The following is a 22,613-nucleotide window of genomic DNA, read 5'->3' as shown; positions in this document are numbered from 1 at the left end:
AATATCTTCTGAAGTAATACTCTTCTGATTAACCCACAACCGTCTGATTGCTTTTACCACCGCTTTTGAACAGTGCTGCGAGTGATTAGAGCTTGCCACGCCATCAGACACTGCTAGGCAAAATGGTAATGCAACTGGTGTCACTGCCATCACACCTAGATCTTCTTGATACCAATTATCTAAAAAGAAAAAAGCGTCTTGCTGCAGGTTATTACTGGCATTTCCTAGAAAGGTAATTGCACAGGCCTGTGCAATAGAAGGAGTTTCTTTTAAAGGACAATGGTCAAGAGGAGCAGGAGCAGGAGCAGGAGCAGGAGCAGGAGCAGGAGCAGTCATGATGGTAAGCCTATATGTTTGTCATAGAGGCTAGTATATCTGACTACCTATAAAATAATTTTCTAAGTTACATTTGCTGAGGTTTTCGTTCAAATAAACTTCATTTTTATATTGAACTAATGTTTGTATATATAATATATTGTTGCTAATATGTAACCATTTTATTTCATCGGACATATGTTATGTATCAGAACAAATTTTTTCTTTTGAGTGCTAGCTTAGTAGCCATGGCAAATTTATCAGGCTGTGCAGAAGTGAGCACATTAACAAAGGATTTTAGTACATCTGTTGGTCAAGGCGTCTCTACCATACTTAGAGATATTAACACCAGTATAAACACATCTACTTCAGTACAGTCTCAAAATCAGAATGCTGCTTCGATTCCTCCGACAGATATCGTTTTTTTAATGGGTTGGATGGAAGATAGTTGTCAAGGTAGCATCGCACCATATAACAAAATTTCAGATCGTTATTATGCCTTTAAAGACACCGTGATTGATATGGATAACTCACGTGCCCAGCCTTATTCACAATGGTCACCAGAATATCGTGATCAGATTCAAAATGTTATAAAAAGTACAGATGGATCCTATGTAACTTTCTCACTGCCATTGAAGAATGCCTATTATAGAAAACAACCCTTAAAAGCTATAGAGATTGGCTACCGTGAGGGAACTGAAGGCGCTCATGCAAGATTAGTCTTTGCTCAATCTGCGAACGTTACCGCAGTCATCTCAAACTTTAAAACTCGCAAAGTCGAAGGTATGGGAGGTATGTACAATAGTGGCGCCACCTATAACGCTGAAGAAAGAAGTTTAAATTGTGAACTTTAGGTCAGTATTCATTAAAACATACAGCAAGTAATTCTAATTTCTGACGTATCTTCATTAAAAATTTGTTTATTAAAACATATAATCCTACGGCGTTATTGTGTTTTGAATCAACAATATTAGAAAGTAAAAAGGACCACTAGGATGTTACGAAAAAAAGTGATTGCCTTAACAGTTATAACAAGTCTCTTATTTATTGGTTGTAGTAAAAGCGAGTCTGTTCCAAGTACTAGAAATGCTAACGACGATATCAGTATCAAATCAACCAACGTAGAAGCTGCGTCAAATATAGAGCCAAATATAGAAGTAGCACCAGAAACGGAAGAGACATCAACCATAGATTCTGTTTCTAAACTGGTTCAATACGTAGTCCCCAATGGTGAGTACTCAGAACAATGCGGGTTCAAAAACAACGAAGGTAAAATCGTTGCAAAAGCAGAATATGATTTCTGCGGCACGTTCCATGAGGGTATGGCCTATCTACTCAAAAAGAATCTAAAGTCTGACTCTGACGGAGGCTATTACCTTGGATACACTAATGGCTCAGGTGAGCTTGTGATTCCGGTGAGTATCGAAGCAGATTATGGCTGGATGTTAGATGCTAGAAACTTTAGCGAAGGCTTGGTCGCTATTTTAAATAAAGACCAATGGGGATATATGGACAAAGAAGGCAGAGCTGTAATCCCCTTTGAATTTGACAGCGCTAGCGACTTTATTAATGGCATTGCCACAGTATCGAAAGATTATAAATATGGTGCGATTGATCGTTCTGGTAAAGTGGTACTTGAGTTTAAATACAGCCACCTTGGTGATTTTAAAGAAGGCCTAGCATCCTTTAGTCCAATGAATTCAGATAAGCAAGGCTTCATTAATACAAAAGGTAAAGAAGTCATTGCCCCAATCTGGGATCAAACAATGCATTTCGCTGAAGGACGAGCTGCTGTTGCTAAAGGCGACTATGAAAACGCCAAGTGGGGATTTGTTGATGCCTTAGGCAAAGTCATCATTGAACCCAAATATGATGGCGTCTTTGTTGATCCAGGTGGGGATTCTCCCGATGTCATCGGTGGCTACTTTGAGAATGGCACTATAGATGTTTATCAAGAGGGCGAAAATGGACAAGTAACGGCTATTACTATTGATAAGAATGGCAAAGAGCTGAAACGTGAAGACTATGCCAGCACCTTAGATGTACTAGATTCAATGTATAACTAGACTACAAGAAAACCTCTAAAGTATTTAGTTGTTTAGAGCGATGTTCTCATTTAATAGGAATAGTCATCTAAACCTTTTCTGATTTCAGCCCTTATTTGCTAAGGCTTTACTAGAAACTACCGTTCGTCGGATCGATATTTAGATGCCAAATTAGTCGATATAATTTCAAATACAAATCGAGATCAACAAAAGCTTTAATTATAAGGAATGCAACTCATGACTTTGCCCCCTACCCGTTTGCTACCCCTAGCCACTGTACTAACTTTTGCTACGTGTATTCTTCCCGCTCAGGCTTACGTAGATAACTGTAAACCGCCTAAGACAAATTATGCTGAAATTGCTTGTACCGCAGATAGCAAATACTTTGTCGGGTACAGCTCTGATTATAGTGTTAGAACCTTATTAGATGAGCAAGGCAAAGCGCTAGTAAGCTCAAAAGGCTATGACGATGTAGACTACTACGGTATTAGCAATGGCGTCTTTGCAGTGATGAAAAACAACAAAGTCGGCTATATGAATACCCGAGGTAAGCTTGTGGTACCAGCCATCTACGACAATATGCGAGACCCTAACGATAAATACGATGAGTCATGGTCTGAGCCCGTATCTGACGGGCGTATATTAGTCTCTAAAAACGGCAAACTGGGTATTATCGATACGTCAAACAAAATTGTCATGCCCTTTGCTAATAAATACTCTTCTATAGAGTCATTTAGTGAAGGTATGGCACCCGTAATGTCAAAGTCTTATAAATGGGGCTTTATTAATAAAGACGGTAAAGAAGTTATTACACCTCAATATGACGGTATAGATGGTAATTTTGGCGGCGTTTATGGCTTCTCTCAAGGCTTAGTTGGTATGAAAAAAGGTAAGAAATGGGGCTATATTACCAAAACTGGTAAAGTCGCTGTACCTTTCGTATACGATGAAATACGTCCGTTTAGTGAAGGTCTCGCTGGTGTATTAAAAGATGGTAAATGGGGGTTTATTAATGGTGCAAACAAAACTGTGATTCCTTTTAAATACTCTGATAGTCATGTCGAACGATATAGTTCTAATTTTATGGGGGCCACTTATTTTATTTTTAATGAGGGTACAGCACAAGTTGCGACCATCAATCAGAAACAGATATGCATTAATAAATCAGATAAAAAGATAGCCTGTCAATAGATTGATACTGCTTTAGCAGCTCAAACTACTTCTCTCAATCTGCGTCTTTAGTATCACGATTTAACATCTTTTTAATTTTAAGGAACTTTTTATGCAGGCCAATCATATTTTATCTATATTCGCAATAAGTAGCTTAATGGCTATATCGGGATGTTCTGAAACCCCTTCAATGGAGGAAACGACAGAGGTCACTACTCCTGAAGAAACAGTCCCTGCAGAAATAGTCGCTACTGATTCAACGACTATTGCTGAACCTGTAGTAGAGACTGAAGAAGTAGAAACCGTCGAAGCTATTGACGAAAACCTTCCTAGATTTGCTAACGTTACTGACTATTTAGCATTGAAATCTAATACAGATTGGAGTTGGAAGTCACTAGCAAGTACTCCTGATATTAAGGAGTGGTATAGCAAAACGCCTGCCAAGAACGAATACTCACCCGAAGATCCTAGTTACTCTATTGGAGGAGGTCTAGACGACTATGGTGGCATGGCAATTTATGGTACCAAAGAGCAGCCAGAGATAATAACTATTGGTTCAGGTCAAGCGGTTATGGAAGATGAGACTGGGAGCGCTGTATATAAACTCGAAGACATATTTAGAGCCAGCGAGCTTACCCGAGTGAAATCGAACTGTGATACGGGCGAAAACGAGCTATTTTCACAACAATTTTATAAATGGCAAAAACCAGGGTATCAACCGCTTTATATCTACTCAATCATAGATCATGCAAATGCAGGTACCTCAAGTAATGTTGGTATTGCCAAAAGCTTGAATAAGTTCTTTGAGTCTGATTATAGTAGCGCCCTTATGGACTTAAGAGCTTTAGATGCTGACTATAACGATATTACTTGCACCTTTGATCTTTAATATCTTTTTAATTTTAAACTTAACGGAATTAACTATGAAATCGAAAAATACGTTATCTGTGTTGGTTATTAGCAGCTTTATAGCATTATCTGGCTGTGCTGAAAGCAAAACGATAGGTAGTACCGTAGGGAAAGGAGCCTTGAGTCTTGTTGATAGTTTTGCGACAGGTGTACAAAAAGGTATTGATGAATCTTTCTTAGGTAACAACAGTAAAGCAGCAAACTCTACTAACAACGTCAAAACCACTACTACCATTGCCACAAAAACATCAAATACTATTACAAGTAAGGATATGGTTTACTTATTTGGCGGGATGGAAGACGCTTGCTCGGGTGAAAACCCAGCTTACAACGGTGTGAGGAAAAATTTGTCTGAGTTTACCGCAAGCTTTCATGGTAAAAAAGGGTATGATAATTTCGTCAAACCTAGATCTGAATGGTTACCAGAATATCGTGACATGATTAAAGAGATTAAATATAGAGATTTTTACGATAATGAATTGGCTGGCGATTTCGGTGAGTACAAAGTGATATTTGAGGACGGTGTGAAATATCGTGGTCAACCTTTAGAGCAGTATATTTACAAATATAGAAGAGAGTCACACGGCGGCGTTGAAAGCCTTAAATTTTCTTCTAGCGCCAATGTGATGACCATCTGGCCAAATTTCAAAACCCGTACTGTAGATAACTGGGGGGACATGATAGATATGGGTGCAATCTATACACCACAAACGATGACTGTCGCCTGCTACTTTGAATGAATTGTTCGCAAGCATGCATGTAGATTAGTGATTACTCATGCTTTACATCCTAAAATAGATTAGGCTTTAAGTTTTTATTTTATCTTTGAGTTTTTTCAATTTGTTTGACTATGCTTTTATTTAGGGTGTCTCTTCATCTTTATCACTGCATTCAAATATGCAGACACACCCTAGTATTTTAGAAGTAAGAATAAACTCATCTATCTTTGATATGAATGAGGCTCGCATTGACGAATTTCTTGCAAGCCTAGATGAATTTCTTGTAATAAAGCATTTTTTATTCTCTCACCCTAAGTTTAGCGATTATGCCAAAAAATATTTTCTTAAACCAATAGCAAACCTTATCGAGGTGTCGATATATTAGCATTGCAACAATAGTCAATACCACTCCTCCTACAGTTGTATTAGCTATGATTGCATCCTTCGCTTCAATATTCTGAAAATACGTAAAATTAGTACCCCAGAGGCTCAAGAGCGATAACATACCGGTGGCAAAAATACCCAAAGTACCTATATTTTTATTATGTCTTTTCTCTATATCTACTTCTATTGCCTCCATAGCAGAGCTCAAATAACTATTAACTTGAGTCAGGTCTTCAACCAACTCATCCATTAGCTTTTCGCTTTCAAATGTCAGTCGCCAATTATTGTAATAGGTATTATGCAGCTGTAAATGACTGGCTTGGGCAAACCGATACTGCAACCGAAATTGTAGAATCTGCTGCCTATAAGTTTTCAAAATTTCGATGGTATCTTTATTGCCTTCATCAAATCTTATACTAGGATTGATATCACCATTTAACTTAAACAGATAGATAAACTCAATATAGGCTATCAACGTCATTGGCCAGTAGGCTGTTTTTAGTTTGCTACTTATAAAACTGGATACAAAGGTGACATCTTCTTCTGCAGAATCTGATGTAAGTACTACAGCGCCACCTTCAATGCAGGTGTAATAAGTGATATTTTGAAAAGGTGTAAAAGCATTCTCACTATTATCAACTAGCCTAGTAGCTCTATGATCTTTGGTTTGCCGGTGTGCCAGACATTTTACCAAGCCAATAGCGTCAGCCTCAGATATTCTTTGGTTGTCCGATAGTTCGATCGAGTTATGCAGTCTTAGGGCTGTATAACTAAAATACCTGTTCAAACTTAAAGGTTCAAAAGCACCCATATAAGATTCGAAATCTGAGCTTACGCTACCCTCACTACTTAAGCCAATACAGGCCCCAATTAAGTTAAAAAGCTCAAAACTATTATCTGGCTCTCCTTCTACTTGAGAGCGGTATATCATAGCCCCCAATCTACTATCTGAACTCTTATATTTGACTCGAGTAATACCATTTATGAACTCTTGCAAGCCGTTAAAGCCATGGCGTTTTATGAAATTACGACAAGGTACGGCATCGACTTCAAACACACCTATACCCAAGTTATATAGATTTAGACGAATCGATTGATTGCCAAGGCGCCATGGGATAACAGATATAGGCTCAGCTGAATCATCGAAACGCTTTAGCGCATCAGCAGACAGTCTCAGTGCTAGTCCAAGACTTGTCTCATCACTGTTATGATATTGGTTCAATATATCAGCAGCACCCATGGACAGCTGATAACTTTTCGATAGTTCAACATCCATATCTTTTGTAGTTAATATGCGAGCCACATGGGGATACAAGTCACTGGATAAGCTTGAGTCGTCAAACTGAGCTTTTTCCCATAAACCACTGTTACCGACAAAACTACTACTATCAATTGTCAATAATGGTAGTCGGCTCTGCGCTAATTTAGCTAAGGTAAGCTGCTCTATTCGACTGCTAATGTCAGTTAATGTGTCAGAGAACTTAAAAGGTAGCAGTAACTTTATCGAAACCTCTTCGATATCGTAATTCTTAACTTTATCAAAAGCATCCACACATCACTCCCTCTAGCTGAAACTATTCATTTATATTAGCTCAAACTGTTATTACAGAAGAGCGCTACCTGTTTTCTTTTTTAACAGTACGGGCAACTGCGAACATGACTTGAGTTTTTCCATATCAGTACAGCCTTTAATGTTTTGCTTCCAGTGTGCATAGCAAAAATAAAATTGAACTGCCACTCAAAAGATTAACTAATCTGTAAGCTTTGGCTTTGAATCATTCCTATCAACTCTCTAGTTTCATCTACAAAATCTCTTAAATCATCATGTAACTTACTTTTTGCCTCTAGAAGTTTATCTAATTCTTTCACTTCTTTATTTATTGATATTATCTTAGATTCTAATTCATCTTCTACATAGGTCTGAGTAGCTTCGTCAAAATGCGTTTCAACTATCTGTGCTGCTTCATTGAAGTATTTTTTTATCTCAATCCGACCATTCTTAATATTAGCTTCCATATTTTTTGCATCAATGTCTTCTTTGTACTGAAGAGCAAATGTAGCAACCGTTCCTACCACTACTAATGCTCTACCAGCGTGCGCAATATTCTTTGTCCATTTAACTGCTTCCCAAGGCTTAAAAGACTTGCCAAAATGTTTTCCTACTGCTTTAACTGCGTTGTGCGTTGCCGTGCCAGAATAATTCTTTAGCTTAAATATTGCACCCACTCCAGCCGTAGTCGAGGTAAAAGAGTTTTTTACTAGAAAAGTACCAAACTTAGCCCCTATATCAGACGCTTGTTTTGCATTATTGAAGTCTCCAGTCATTTTCAAGTCAATGAATCTCTTCTCCAGCCTACTTGCTAAATTCTTAGCTAACTCACCATCCCTGATACCATTAGAACGTTCATTCAAGCTCTCAAGACATTTACTAATAGCGTCTTGTATACTATCTTCAAGTTTATTCGACAGAACATCTACTTCTCTTTGTGCTTGTTTTATATCCTGTTCAATTAAATCAGAGTCCGTCGAAGCATTAACTTTATCGGCAATTACTATACCTTTTGATCTTACTTGTGATGAAGTTTTCTGTATTTCGCTTTTTATTGAAGTTGAGATTTGCTGTTTTGTGTCCATCAACGCTCTACGGTTTTGTAATAACAGCTCACGCATTGCACTTATATCGGTATCTCCAACCATTTCACAAGTAATTGCCTCCTGAAGAATATGCTCTAAGCTGTACAAAGACGTTGTATATCTAGAAGCCAGCCCTTTATCACGTATAAATGTATTTAAAGTGTCAATAAAAACATTGAAGCCACTTTTCTTTCTATATATATCTGCAATAGCAATGCTATCTTCATTCTTACTATCTATAACCAACTGTGCATCAATGAATGTTGTTTTCAAATCTTCAGTTTTGTATGGCTCAATTATCTTCTCAATATCACCTTTAATAATATTTTGGGATTCTATACTATTACCTTTTGCACACCTACCCATCTTGTTGACAACGAGTATCATTTCGTTAGCTTTGCCTCTGTCAATAGCAAGTTCACGAAAGTGTTCTGCTAAATGAGAGTCAAACAACTCATTTGTAATTACAAATACTAAAAGATCAGAATTTGAAATAGCTTTGTATGTAATCTCATCATGATCTGGTCTTACTTCAGTGTGGATACCAGGCGTGTCTATTATTTCACACCCTCCCCATTGATAAGAGGTTGTATCTTCAGTAGTTATACCTCTACCTATAGCAATGCCTTCTTGATTGGTTAGTGCCTTAATAATAGTGGATTTCCCAGCACTATACTGACCACAAAACAGAATAGAAATTTTATTACTATCTGTGCGTATCTGATCAGGCAGCCCCTGAGAAAGTTTCTGAACTTTCTCATTCGGAGCATTAATAAAACATTTTTTCACTCGCCCGAGTAATTTATTGCTATCTGCTACCCATTTATTTATTTCCAAACTATTAAAACTCATTATTATTCCTTATTTATTATTTCTAACGACTATTTGAAGACTAGTAAGCTGTTGAGCTAATTTTATCCTCAATTGTGTGACACTGTCGTCAATATCTAATGACACGTGAGCAACATCTATACCCTCTTCAATACTGCATGATTTACAGCTTCGTCCAACTGACTGTCTTATAATAGAGTTAGCATTCTTTGTATTAATGACAAACCAAATCTGTTCTCCTAAAAGGATAGATAAACCATTCTTAATATAATGAGGTATTTTTACATTAGGTTCGATCATCAACATTGTAGCTTCCCCAGGCACTCTAGCAATGTCTGTTATCTCTTTCATTAGGTATGCTTTACCAAGCTGCTCAAACGATTCATTTAACAAATTTTTTGAAAGCGATTTTTGCTTCGAGTTTAAATCCCATGCTAATTTACGCTGAGTATCTGCTAGTGCAAACAACTCATTCGTAATAGTGTTTAGATCGTTCGACAGACCCCTACCATGTATTTTCAATAGCTCTACTTGAAACCAGTAATTTAAATCTGTTTTGAGGCGCTTTTCAATTTTAAAAATATTCATATAGAGGATATGATCTAGATTTTTTCTTGCATCGTTTACACGTTTATCTCTACTGTCGATGAAGAAGCCGGCTATTAAACTGCCTACTATACCTATAGCTAGAGCTGCTGTTCCTAAAGCTGCTACACCCGTTATTACAGCAGCTACACCTAATGTGCCTGTTATGATACCGACACCCCAATTCCAAGCACTTTTTTTATCAAAAATGCTATCCATATTTATATTATTATCGACATTGACATCTGCAATGAACTCTAATTCGAACTCCAATTCACGCATTATTTCTCTATTATTTTTTGAAAATTCTTCCAAGAGCTCCTTTTGAAGGTTTTCTACCTGCTGACTAATTTTCATTGAATCTACTATTTTAGTCCATTCTTCTCCAGCATTTTTAGATGCATAATAGTCTTCAATGAAGCTAGGAGCTTCTTGGGTTTTCAATGTATTAACAATTTTAAATATTAAATTATTTATTCTTTTTTGTCCTGTATCCTTAAATACAGTCAACCATTGATTTAATTGCCTACTTTTACCAACTAATACACGACCACTTTGGGAGTTAATCTCACTAAACTCTAACAGACGACTTGTTAGCTCCATCATAGGAACATAGGAGCCGTCTATAAAACTCTTTACTCTAAAAAACTTGCCTGAGCCTAGAACCTCATTAACAATGCTTTTTTCGACATTATCAAATCGACTTATCTTTATTAGCTCATCTTTATAAGCAGAAAAATTAGATTGATTTGCTAAAAAACGCGCTCTTAAGTGTGTGCATATAAAGTTTATCCGCACCGATTGTTCAGAAAGATACTTATCAGTAAGAGTGTTAAATTGATTAATTTGTTCATTTAGATCGTCTAGATCATATAAATTATTTTGCTTATGTAGAAAAATAATGAAGTCGTCTGGATCATCTAAAGCTACCTTAATATTGCAAATTCCAATGACAGGCTTTCCTAACTTACGTACCCTAGCAAGACATTTTGCTTCAGAAGCTTGAGGTGAGTCATCTGTTATCAAAAAAACAACTAAATCAGCTTGCTTAGCTGCTTCAAAAGCTAAATCTTCATCTGCCTCGCCTTCGAAAGCGGCAATACCAGGTACGTCGGTAATCTCTAAACCTTTCCAAGTATAGTGACGTATATCACGAGTGGTTCTTTGTGAACCTAAACCTATTGAGCTGCCCTCACCTTCTTTTAGAATTTCCATCAATGTCGATTTTCCCGCCATTGTTCGACCAAATAGAGTGATTGAGAATTTCTCTAAACGTTCATGACGGCTTCTTAAATCTTGAGTAGCTTGCCGATGGAGTCTCTTTAAATCCTTTACTACCTCAGTTAGTTGCTTATCTAGACTTTCAACCGTCTCAGGGTTGTTAATTCTACTTTGCTTAACCGCATCTAACCTCTTTGAGATAGAAGCTGAAGTCTCATTTATTGAGTGACTTATATCATTTAGATTATTCTTAGCAATTGAGTAGCCAATGTCTGCAGCTTGCTTACTTTCTCTTAACGCCTGCTCAAGCCTAATTGCAGTCTGTCTAGGTGTTTCATTACTTTTGATGCCTTTATAGTTGCTAGCGAATGATGATTGTCTATTATGTTTTTGAGAATTCATAGGAAACTCTATGTATGTAGTTAATAATGTATTGTCTTTTGAGCTAAAAAAGATAGTTACTCATATAAAAAAAGGCCACTCAGGCCTTTTTAAAAGTAGATATTGTATAAAGCTAAGCTTTTTTGGGCTTCTATTTGCCTACGCTTTACTCAAAATTTCAGTAACCACATTTTATAATAGTAATAAATGACTAAAATATTTTAACTACTTCTTGTATTTGACAGTTAGTTTGTTATCAACTCTATGTTTGGCTATTTCATAATCTGGATTATAAGTAGCAATATTATGAGCCGCCATACCTATTGCGGATGCGACACCGACCACTCCTGTTATACCACCAAATAAAGAAGCGCCAGCAGCTGCGATACGACCATAAGTATATACACGACAAGAAAGACCGGATGTTTCAATCATATTCTCAACTTTTGCAGTAGCGCTATCCATACGTCCACTCAAACCTAATACTTCAAATGTTTGTTTTTGCTTAATTAAGTCTTTTATTTTTTGACCATCTAAATCTTCATATTTTACTGTAATCATAATTACTCCTTTGTTTAAAACAACTAACTGGCGATTAGAACTTTATGTTAAAGCTGAGCAAAAGGATCATCTTCAACAAACTACACATTTTTGACTTTCTTACCACTACCCTGCTTCTCAGCCTTAATCTTAGCCAATAACGCCTCAGCACTGTTCTCACCACTAATCAAATCAGGATTTTGCTCGCGCCACTCAGCGGTCAAATTACCGGTAAAGGCTTGATGCAAAATGGACTGAGTTAAATAGTCTACTCGAGCTTTGGCAGTGACAACACTTTTTTCGATTTGATCAATATAGGTAAAATATTTTTCAATAAGCTTAACAATTCTTCTTTGATCTTCAATACCTGGAATTCGGACTGGCTGCGAATATGCATCATTTCTATTTAATCCAGGAATAGCAGTAGACCTATTAAGCGTATTTAATTCAAGGGTTTGTAATAAGTAATAAATAAATTTGAGATCATCTTGCTTTCTAAGCTCAACAAAATACGCAGTATCAATAGCCCATCCTGATTCTGAAGACCATGTTATTTCTCCAAAGCTTCCTTTTCTACCAACAATAATAAAAGGTCCTTCAGTATAGTATTTTTGATGTCTACCCACCTCTCCATTTGAACCATAAACTGGATAACCTTCACCTGATCTATTTTTAGCTGGCAACCCTTTACCATACTGTAAGTAAATTAAATCTCCCAATGTCATTGAATTAAAATTCACACTATCCTCAGTCAATCTACCACTAACCGCATCATTTAAAACAGACTGCCGAAACTTCTCAATCAATTTGGGTATAGCATCGAGTCGGGCTTGGATTTGGGAGACGGTTGTTAGATGTTCATCCAACAAGCGGGATATTATATTTTGCTCAGTAATGGATGCTATTGGTAATAAATAATTGGCTACCTCTCTAGGCTTAGCTCGTGTCAATGAACCACCAACACCTGAGACATCAGCGCACAATTTATCTCTAAACCCTAAACTCTGATAGTAATATTTCATAAACTTAGGGTTTAGAAGTGGTTGTCGAAATACTATCCACTCTGATGATGCAATGTTCTCATGCTCTGTGCAATCCTCAACAATCCATACTCTATTAATCCTAGGGTTTATTTTACAAATTAGCACATCATCTTTTTCCACCATACTTTTCGAAGAACCAATTTCTTTACCTTCAAGAATCTCTGGATATCCAGAAAAAAATATGGGAACACTATATAACTCAAAAATCGTATTTGGAAAATCAAAAGGTGTAATGTTTTTAGATTTATATGTATTTACGTTACCAATAGAACTCGAGACCCACCCTTCAGGCAATGCTAACTCACTCATTGCTGCACCTCACTATCCAAGCCTAATACATCAAGCAGTAGCTTCTTTTGAGTGCTGGCTTCATCGCCTTGACCCAAGGCTTGCATCAGCTCATCTAATTGACGCAGCGCTTCAGTCAGCTCCGTCATTGCCTCACCAGCCAATACATGTGGCTCGGGCAGGTCTTCTGCTGAGATATTGTCACTGTCTCTTATCCAGCTAATATCCAAGCTATCGCCCTTCTCTGTCGCTATCCAGTCACGGCTGAATACGCGCCAACGGCTGTTCTCCATATCTTGCTCAGATTTATCGTCCTTACCCCCATCGTCTTCGGGAGCGAATGACCAGTCGCCTTCTGTACGAGGACTTGTACCATTTGCATCCTCACCGTATAGCGCTTCAAATGGTTGTAGATGCTGCTGGCTAAACGGCGTACGCTTGCCGAAGCTTGGCATGTTAGTACGCAAGTCATAGACCCAGACATTCTCGGTACAGTTTTGATCTTGGTCAGGGTTAGACGCCGTACCTTTGGTAAAGAACAATACGTTGGTTTTTACCCCAGCAGCATAGAAGATACCTGTAGGCAAACGTAAGATAGTGTGCAAATTACACTTATCCATTAGATCGCGGCGAATTTCGGTACCGATACCCGCTTCAAACAGTACGTTATCAGGCAAGACCACTGCTGCTCGCCCGCCTGGCTTTAGATTGCGGTAGATATGTTGTAAGAAAGCCAGCTGCTTATTACTGGTCTTATAGGTTAGATCATCACGAGTGATACTAGCATCACCGCCTTTCGAAGTACCAAATGGTGGGTTAGCTAGGATGACATCGGCACGAGGCAGGCTAGCACCCGCTTCACCAAGAGCATTACCTTGATGAATAACGCCTTCATTATCGCCTTCCATGCCATGTAGCATACAGTTCATTAGAGCAAGACGACGCGTATTCGGTACCAGTTCCACCCCGACAAAGGCTTTAGTCTTTTGAAATTTTACCTGCTCTGTACTCAGATCAAACAGATCATCAGTTTTAGATTTGATGTAAGTATCCGCTGCGATTAAGAAACCTGCAGTACCTGCTGCAGGGTCCTGAATGATCTCACCTGGCTGTGGCCTGGTACATCTAACGATACTATCAATCAACACGCGCGGGGTGAAGTACTGACCTGCGCCTGACTTGGTCTCAGTTGCGTTCTTTTCTAGCAGACCTTCGTATAAGTCACCCAAACCATCGTTCTGAATACTAAACCAATCTAGAGAGTCTAAGCTTTTTACGAGCTGCTCTAAGTGACGCGGTTCTCTTACACGGGTATAGGCATCGTTATAGATAGTAGCAATGAGCTGGTCGTCGCTTTTTGATAGATCGAGCAGCACTTGTTTATATTTATTTAGCAGATTGAGCCCAGATAACTCGTTGATATCTGTCCAACGGCAGCCTTCAGGTAGCTTATGACTGACCAATACACCTTGCTCAATATTTTCATATTCCATTTTAATGAATAGCAGTAATACTAGCTCGGTCACATAATCACTGTAATTGATGCCATCATCTCGCAGGACATCACATAGGTTCCAAAGTTTTTGGACGATATTACTGGTACTCATATAACTTCCTAATTCAATTAATTTCGTTGTTATCTTATATATTTTTTCAATAAACAAATAAAAGACGCCAAGTATAGTGACTTTGAATCAGTCTTTCATCACTAAAGTACATATACTGATTATTAAACGTCAAATAATGTCGCTGATGATCAGTCTAAGAACACTATGCTTGCCACAGCTCTTCATTTACTTGTTCTAGCACGTCATCGAGGCGGTTTTGTAATACCTTATCAAACTGTTTGACTCCGCCGGTACTAGAAAAGCGCTCATTGACGAACTGTTTATCCACGATAGTTTCATACTGAAGCTGTTTGGCCAACCTCTCAAGCCATTTACGCTGTAACGGTGTCCATTGATGACTGGCATAGATACGTTGCATTGCCTGATTCACTCGAGTGTCAAAGGGTATCAAAGGCTCTCCTAGAGCAGCACGTCTAATATGACCCACTAAACTAGAAGCAATGTCTTGATTTGTTTTATTACGCCATGCGGACCGAAGTTTTGCTTCACTATAGCCAACGCTATCTAACGTAATTTTGACTTCTTTTAGTGTCTCACGGGTGAGTGTTTTGGGATTAGTGGCAATAACATTGAGTGCCACCGATGTATTTAGATTATTTTTGATATAAGCATCAAAGCTTTCTAGATAATCCTCAGGACGCTGATGCTCGCCAAAACCTTGCTCCCGACTTAGCAGCTCATCTTCACCCTCGAATATCATTGGCATTCGTTCTGAGCCAGCTAAGTATTTTACTTCTGTTAGCTGACTTATTAAGTTGCTGTGTTTAGTTAAGAACACTTTTGCGTTTTCGACACCCCCTTCATGTAGCGATTGATGCAGCTTTTCAGGCGCCACTCCCCATAGCTCATTTAACTCATTAAGTTTGGCCTTTAGCTCTGGTTTACGCTCGGCCTTTTTATCGGCTTTACGTAATACGCGCATAATTTTTTGTGACAGCTCATCTAGTACTTCTTGCTGGTGTTGATCGACCTGCTCCTTAGAGACAATAAACCCATCACGGCTAGAGTCGTCATCAGCAGACTTTAACTTATCCTGCGAGTCTGTATCTGAGTGTTGGTTATCCAATTCATAGCTTGAAACTTTCTCTGCTACTTCTGTCTCTGCTGAGCTTGGTGTACTACTCACTAACTCGTCAATGAGTTGATTGATGGTAATGTTTGGTTTTTTTACCAACGGTTTCATGGTGTTTACTTCTTGGATGGAGGCGAACAAATCGACTGGATCGTAGACTTTAAACACCGTTTTACCAATATCATCACAGCGTCTAGTAGCACGACCAATCATCTGCTCAAATAAAATACGTGACTTCACCCGTCGCAAAAATACCAAATGACAAATACTTGGTACATCGATGCCTGTGGTTAGAAGATCTACTGTAATAGCAATACTAGGAAACTTCTCGTTTTTATAACGACGAATTAACTGACCGACTTTATCGCTTGCACCCGTTATTTTTTTGACCGCATCTTCGTTATATCCATCTCCGTACATCTCTGAAAAAGCTTCATCTAACAAGCGCTTTACCATATCTGCATGCAGGTCTGTGGCACAGAATATTAGTGTTTTTTCATCGCCATTGGGATCTATCTCTTGAGCCAGTTGCTCACAAATCACTCTATTAAAACTTTCTGTAATAACAGTTCGGTTAAAATTAGTGACCTCAAAACTCACCTCATCTTCTAATTCCGTAGTGTCTATTACGCCCGTCAAGGTATCGATGCGGCTAACTTGTTCTCCCTTGTCTATTTTGATCCCATTTTTAGTTAATAACGTCTCATAGCGGATAGGCGGCTCATAATCAATTAGCCAATCTGCGGCCACCGCTTCCCGATAAGAAAAGTTAAAAACAGGCTTACCAAAGATCTCACTCGTATGCTTAGCCGGTGTGGCAGTTAATCCAATCTTGACCGCATCAAAATAATCGAGCGCGCGTCTATAAGTTGATAAATACTGCGTATTATTACGTATAGCCAACTCACCTTCTGTCATCTCTTGATCTAAGGTGTAACCCCTATGTGCTTCATCAACAATGATGCAGTCATATTGATCGACGTTAGGTGGGGTCTCACTGTCAAATATACGTTTTACCATAGCTTGAACGGTAGCCACTTGTACTCGAGTTTCCGCCTCTACAGCCATGTCACCTAGTTCAGCCACATTATAAATCTTTGATAAGGTCTGGTTTTGCTCTAGAGTCATCTCCTGCATGCTATCAAAAGCCTGCTCACCTAGAGCCGTTCTATCGACCAAAAATAAAATACGCTTAAAGCGTTCAGCTTTTAGAAAACGGTAAATAAGCCCGATAATAGTACGAGTCTTACCTGTACCCGTCGCCATAGCTAAAAGGCAACGGTCCACGCCTGCCTCTAGATTTTCTTCAACAGCTTTAATAGCATCTACCTGATAGCTCCTTAACCCTAAATAGGCGAAAGGTTCTTGTTTTAGCTTATCTTGGGCCAATAATACATCACGTTTTAGAAGGTCTAACAGTCCTTCTGGACTATAGAAGTTCTCTAACGCCTTAGCAGCGTTATTGTTTTTCCTAGCATCTCTAAACCAAATACCAGAGTACTCTGGCAGTTGCTTTATAAAAGGTCGGCCATTACACGAGAATACGAAAGGAATGTCGTAATCAGTGTCATTACGCCAACTAAGGCTACTGTCTATAATCTCCCAAGCAGGTTTCATCGTCTCTGTAAAATTAATGCCTTTTGCATACCTTTCTGCCTGCTGTATCTTGCTAGCTACATTAGTATTTTGACTCTTGGCTTCGATAATAGCGACTGGGACTAAACCAATAAATAATACATAATCAGCTCTACCGTTTAACATAGTCCACTCAGCAATAGCCTTGTTTTTACCTACCTCAGGTATTTCGCCATTAGCTTGGGTCACTATTTCACTATCTACTAACCAACCAGCTTGACGCAACTGCTCATCAATCAATAGACGAGCGTCGTCCTCAGAAGGAATAAAATCTGCTAGCTTTACTCGAGTGGGTAGTTTATTGCCTTGTTCTATATTTTTGGCCAGTTCGGTTTGTAGCTTCTCAGTTTGCTCGGCAAACTCTTTTCTTATTCTTGCCAGCTCTTCTTCTTGCTGTTTATTTTGCTCTGCTAGCGACCGCGCTTCTTGATCCATCATTTCAGCCAATTGCTGATATTCTATTTTTTCTTGTTCAATTAAGGCGGCTTCTTGTTCTTTTAATTTCGTTATTTTTTCGATATCACCACTTTGACTCGCCACATTCTTAAGTTCAGACGACAGCTGCTGAACTTTTAAGCTAAGCTTTTGTAATTGTTGACTAGGGTCAGGAATCTCTTCAAATTTGGCAGCTTTAAATACTGAACCTTTTTTACCATATGTTTTGTGATACCAGATACATAGCGACCTTCCCAACTTTAGAGCTCGCGACGCCTCAGCGTGGCTGGTTTTAAAGTTATGAACTGCCTTATTACCCTCTTCTCTAAGGCTATGAAACTCAGTGACAATATTATTATCGATTCTCATTTCATACTTTAGACGACCGATTAATTGGACTTGATTCATTTCTCTATCGAAAGGAATGTTGTTTTTAGTAGCTAAGTCCTGAGCTAACGCCTCTCCCAACTGCCTCATCTTAATAAGCGTAGTATTAGGATCACTTTTAAAAACACGTTCAGCATTGATTGCTAACTCTAAAAATATTGGATTATGCTCTTGCATAAAATTAAAATTAGAAGGGAACTTAATTTCAGTCATATCATAGCCTGTACATGTTATGTCATTATACTCTGCCTTAGATAGTAAACCTCAAACGTCAATCAGTCAAAGTTACAAGAGCAAAAATAGCTTGCTAGATAAAAAATAAACAATATTTATATTGTGGTTTTATTACTCTACGAAGGTCGGTTAGAATGGAGGTTTATTGTCAGTTAGATAAAGATTTATCACAGCGTTATATTAAAGGATTAATAAGTATGATTTCTAACCAAAATACAGTAATTGATAGTCATAATTATCAAGAAACTAGACAGACCATTGACAGTATTTTGGTACTGGAAACAGACGCAAGACCCTTGTATAGATATAGAATAAGTTATTCTGAATTCCTCTCTCTGAAAGCTTACTTAAGCGAAAATTACTTATCTATTTATAATGTAGATAAAGCAACCAAGTTTAGTAATGGCTTAGACAAACTATTTGTGCTTTATGCTGCTGAATGGTGGCGCCGAGAATACAATGGCAACTGGGGCTGGGCAGATTTACTGGGCTCTATAGGCATTAAGCATGGCGATATAAACAATCAAGATTTAATGAGGATTACTGAAAGTGGGTTAGCGAAATGGGATCGTGATATTAGCCGGACAGCTTTAAATCATAGAAGTGCTATGGGTTCGTTTTTACGTGAAGGTGGCTTGCCAATTAATTACTTTAACGCCTCAGGGGGCTGGCTGGATCTACTATATGGTGCTATGAAAGCCAAAGCCTTGAACGGCGAGGCTCGTCTGTATTTTGATCACTATATTAACCGCTTACCCAAAACCTCTGGTCGTGAAGACATTATTGACACATTAGTGGCTCTTATAGATGATATTCACAACTTAGTTATTACCTATCAGCTTGATAATCAGTCAAATCCTATAGAGCATTTAGACAAGACAACCGATGGCAATTGGATTGACTCATTCCCTTTCTCTTTAGAAGATGAGTCTGCTCGAGAGCTGCTAAAAAGCTTAGTTATTAATTCAGCCAATACCGTCAAAAACAAAGACCGTAAAACACTCCTAGAAGATGACTGGCTCAGCTCAATACAATTGAAGCGTACGCTAGATATCCACCTTAACACAGCATCAGTTACACTAAGTGCTAGAATAGCTGCTCCTAAGTTTTTGAGCCTAAATAATAATTCAGATAAAATTACTGACGAAGATATTGGTTTGCTATTTTACGACCAACAAAATGATAATGTTATTGGTAAATGGGAAGCAAGCTTTATTCCCACCCAAGATCGTATGATTCTTAGATCTCCTCGTTATATCAGTATGGATAGAAAGCGATGGAATGCCTCTATTACGCTACAGATAAATGATTCATTAGGTAAGTTGATTAAAGGATTGACAGACAATCAAGGCAATCCTATCAACCCTTACCAAAATTCAAGCATGAACGAGGTCGATGCTGAAGCCCCTTTCTTAGCTAGTATTCAGAATGAAGTTGAAAATCATATTATAGCTGAATATGAGGGTAGCTATAATCAGTCAGTTAAAGCCGATCATGCTATCGTCTTTATTCCAGATAGTTGGCAGTATAATTTAGATTCAAACAGTGAGCTAAATATTATTGCTAAGATTTCTGAAAATGGAATGACAGGCTTAGTTTATAAACTTGCAGGCAAAGTCGCTGTTACTGATGGCAGCCAAAAATATGTTTTTAAAACAAGTAGCCAAGATGCAAATTATCAGTATGAAATAGTTGGTCGACAGCTGGTTGATTTTACTTATCCAAGTAAAGTTATAAAAGGTGATATTGCAGTGACAGCCATCAGCAAAGAAGACTGTCAAATAAGGGGTGTAGTTCCTAAACATCGAATCTGGATTGCCCCCATCAAGGATGACAGAGGAAGTATCGGCCCATATAAAACCCTAGAGCAGTATCGCGCTACACCGCCAGGATGTTACCGACTACAAGTCAGAGATGAGAGTCAGAATATATTATTTAGCGCTAATATCGGTCTTGTTCCACACGATTTCCGCTATAGACTGCAACCTTTAAAGAATGATTCCAGTGATGCTGTTGGTAACATCATGATAACAAGCAGTGAGACAGCCAAGCTAGAAGCATACCTCCCACATGACTTACATTGTCAAACACTAACCTTAGCTAAAAACAAATTCAGCTTAGGTATCAATAAAGTCCCTAGTGAAAAGATCACATTAAGTTTGACGTTTATTGCCAGCTCTAAAGAACATGCTATCCCTCAAGCTACGACTCGTCCGCTCCGTTTTCAGTGTTACTTTCCTAGCAGCCAGACCGTTATCTATGATCAACATAAAGGCAAGTTAAGCAATACACTACACCTGAATATTGACGATGATTTGAATGGATATCGAATTAAAGTATTTAACTCTACAAGAGCTCGTGAAGCAAAAGTAGATTTCTACCTTAACTCACGCTCTCATGAAATTTTACGTACAACATACAGCGTTGATGCGAATAAATTTCTAGAACTCAAGCCTGTCGACTGGTTACCTACTATAAAGCGCTTACTTTCATTAAGCGACAAGGGTCTAGACGATGAGGTAACTGTAATTTTGAGACATGATAGTTCTGAGCATTTTAAAATCACTTTTGGATACTACCATTACCAACTCTATGCTAAGCACAATATTGAAGACAATAAAAACTGTCTTCAACTTTGTGGTAAAGACCTTTACTCAGCATCAATCCCTAAAGAATCAAATGAATTAGAGAGGCTATATACTCAATCAGATATACAGGCGTTTAACTTTTTAGAACCTGAAAAAGTCATTACACTACCTAAGACTAATTTAATTTCGTTTGATGAAGTTAAATATTTATGGTCAACTGAGTCTCTAGAAGCGTCCTCTGAAGGTACTTATTTAATCTATTCAGTAACCAAATCACTGCAAGAAAGCGATGAACAATCCTTAGATCAAAATATTGACAAGTTCATTCGCTCCACTGTCTATCACATTTCACATGCAGATAAAGACAATCAGCAAGTTTACCCAGCAGAGCTGTCTCTGAGCTTGAATACTATTTCTGATGAACACTCCGTTTTAGAAAACGATACCTTTAAGACCTTTGATCAGCCATGCAACTATGATTTATTCGAAGTACAAGGAGAGGATGTTGATGCTGTTGAGCCTTTAATTCCTCAGGATGTTTTTTCTCAGTTAGCGCCAGCTACTATAAAAGCTAATTCGACCCTAGCAGAAGCCAGTAAAATAAGTAAGGGTTATATTAGACTGAAAGCCATGCGAAACATCTATCGGAAGATGGCTTTTGATCCTCACCATCCAGAATGGAGCTATCTAAAAACTATAACAACCAACTGTATTCATCTTCCTTTAGTGACTTTAGATAACTGGGTAGCAGCTCGCCAAGTTCCAGAGTTTATGTGCGCCGTTATTGTTTATGGCAGAACAACATCAGTACTCGGTGAGCCTATTGTCGAAAAAGTAAAGGGTGAGATTGGACTTATCTGGAGTCTGCTTAGTTATGCAGACTTTAGAAAAATATATGAGATAGCCAAGGAAGAATTTAAGTCACAGCTCATTCTTAGTCCAATAAACTTTAGTGAGAGCGAATTAGAAAGAGATATATCTAAAAAATGGCAGGAGTTAGGAGAAGAGCTTAAAGCACTTTCACATACATTCGAGACTTGGCTTAACTACGCTGATTCAGAATCAGAGCACACTAAAACTCAAGTCTCTGGTGCAATGCAATACTTTTTTGGTGAGTTAATCAAGCAGAAACAATATCTTAACGCAGTATGGCCAAATAATCCTGAGTTAATTAATACCATTAATAATGTCGTACAGGATATAGCTAAAGAGTGCTTATTAGATCTCAATATACCTCAAGGCTATATGCAGCCTGCCGCTTTATTACCACTTGCTATTGCATGGCTATCCTCACAACCTAGCCATATGAACTTATACTCGGATGATCAAGATAAAGATGGTAATGATTCAGATGTAATGAACAACTATTATGAAATTGATATGCGTCTTGGGAGATTGAAAAATCTCCGTAAACAGATGAACCGTCAAAAAATTGCTATCTATGAAATTACGAAGTTTGCACCTAGTTGGTATCAAAGTGCTTTTGAAATATCTTTTTCATGGTTCAGTCACTGCCATGAAAATCATAAAAAATAAAACGCAACTCTTATTTATCGTATTAATTATATA

General features: G+C 38.1%; 13 protein-coding genes and 1 pseudogene. 6 read left to right on the top strand and 8 right to left on the bottom strand.

What is annotated here, in order from left to right:
- Positions 1–336, bottom strand: a pseudogene (locus JMX83_RS08820) (hypothetical protein); the annotation flags it as partial.
- 182 nt (positions 337–518) lie between these two features.
- On the opposite strand from JMX83_RS08820, the gene JMX83_RS08815 reads away from it, so the two are divergent.
- From JMX83_RS08815 to JMX83_RS08795, 5 genes are all read left to right on the top strand, one after another.
- Positions 519–1,169: a hypothetical protein gene (locus tag JMX83_RS08815; RefSeq protein ID WP_201600770.1), complete on the top strand. Its 651-nt coding sequence runs from the start codon at positions 519–521 to the stop codon at positions 1,167–1,169.
- A gap of 141 nt (positions 1,170–1,310) precedes the next feature.
- Complete coding sequence (locus tag JMX83_RS08810) at positions 1,311–2,381, top strand: WG repeat-containing protein (RefSeq protein ID WP_201600768.1); 1,071 nt, start codon at positions 1,311–1,313, stop codon at positions 2,379–2,381.
- Between the two features lie 216 nt (positions 2,382–2,597).
- Positions 2,598–3,551 carry a WG repeat-containing protein gene (locus JMX83_RS08805; protein ID WP_201600765.1) on the top strand — a complete coding sequence of 318 codons (954 nt, stop codon included), beginning with the start codon at positions 2,598–2,600 and terminating at the stop codon, positions 3,549–3,551.
- Positions 3,552–3,642: 91 nt separating this feature from the next.
- On the top strand, positions 3,643–4,419 hold the full coding sequence (locus JMX83_RS08800; protein ID WP_201600763.1) for a hypothetical protein: 777 nt from the start codon (positions 3,643–3,645) through the stop codon (positions 4,417–4,419).
- A gap of 34 nt (positions 4,420–4,453) precedes the next feature.
- Positions 4,454–5,179 (top strand): hypothetical protein, encoded by a 726-nt coding sequence (locus tag JMX83_RS08795; protein ID WP_201600761.1) that lies wholly within the window; start codon positions 4,454–4,456, stop codon positions 5,177–5,179.
- Between the two features lie 277 nt (positions 5,180–5,456).
- Here JMX83_RS08795 and JMX83_RS08790 read toward each other — a convergent pair whose 3' ends face one another.
- From JMX83_RS08790 to hsdR, 7 genes are all read right to left on the bottom strand, one after another.
- Positions 5,457–7,094: a hypothetical protein gene (locus JMX83_RS08790; RefSeq protein ID WP_201600759.1), complete on the bottom strand. Its 1,638-nt coding sequence runs from the start codon at positions 7,092–7,094 to the stop codon at positions 5,457–5,459.
- A gap of 194 nt (positions 7,095–7,288) precedes the next feature.
- Positions 7,289–9,028: a GTPase gene (locus tag JMX83_RS08785; protein ID WP_201600757.1), complete on the bottom strand. Its 1,740-nt coding sequence runs from the start codon at positions 9,026–9,028 to the stop codon at positions 7,289–7,291.
- Between the two features lie 9 nt (positions 9,029–9,037).
- On the bottom strand, positions 9,038–11,215 hold the full coding sequence (locus JMX83_RS08780) for a GTPase (protein WP_201600755.1): 2,178 nt from the start codon (positions 11,213–11,215) through the stop codon (positions 9,038–9,040).
- A 204-nt stretch (positions 11,216–11,419) separates the two neighbouring features.
- Entirely contained in the window at positions 11,420–11,755 is a 336-nt protein-coding gene (locus tag JMX83_RS08775) for a hypothetical protein (RefSeq protein ID WP_201600752.1), read from the bottom strand.
- A gap of 80 nt (positions 11,756–11,835) precedes the next feature.
- On the bottom strand, positions 11,836–13,086 hold the full coding sequence (locus tag JMX83_RS08770) for a restriction endonuclease subunit S (RefSeq protein ID WP_201600749.1): 1,251 nt from the start codon (positions 13,084–13,086) through the stop codon (positions 11,836–11,838).
- Positions 13,083–14,672 carry a type I restriction-modification system subunit M gene (locus JMX83_RS08765; protein ID WP_201600745.1) on the bottom strand — a complete coding sequence of 530 codons (1,590 nt, stop codon included), beginning with the start codon at positions 14,670–14,672 and terminating at the stop codon, positions 13,083–13,085. The genes JMX83_RS08770 and JMX83_RS08765 overlap by 4 nt, the downstream gene beginning before the upstream one ends.
- A gap of 163 nt (positions 14,673–14,835) precedes the next feature.
- The gene (gene hsdR / locus JMX83_RS08760; protein ID WP_201600742.1) at positions 14,836–18,435 is read right to left on the bottom strand and encodes a type I restriction-modification system endonuclease; all 3,600 of its coding nucleotides are present in this window, start codon (positions 18,433–18,435) and stop codon (positions 14,836–14,838) included.
- Positions 18,436–18,653: 218 nt separating this feature from the next.
- Here hsdR and JMX83_RS08755 point away from each other — a divergent pair, with 218 nt between their 5' ends.
- Positions 18,654–22,580 carry an STY4851/ECs_5259 family protein gene (locus JMX83_RS08755; RefSeq protein WP_201600739.1) on the top strand — a complete coding sequence of 1,309 codons (3,927 nt, stop codon included), beginning with the start codon at positions 18,654–18,656 and terminating at the stop codon, positions 22,578–22,580.
- Positions 22,581–22,613: the final 33 nt, after the last annotated feature.

Source organism: Psychrobacter piscatorii (genome assembly GCF_904846415.1).
Taxonomy (GTDB): Bacteria; Pseudomonadota; Gammaproteobacteria; order Pseudomonadales; family Moraxellaceae; genus Psychrobacter; species Psychrobacter piscatorii.
Note: the sequence above shows the minus strand (reverse complement) of the source record. Positions and strands in the feature narration are given on the sequence as shown.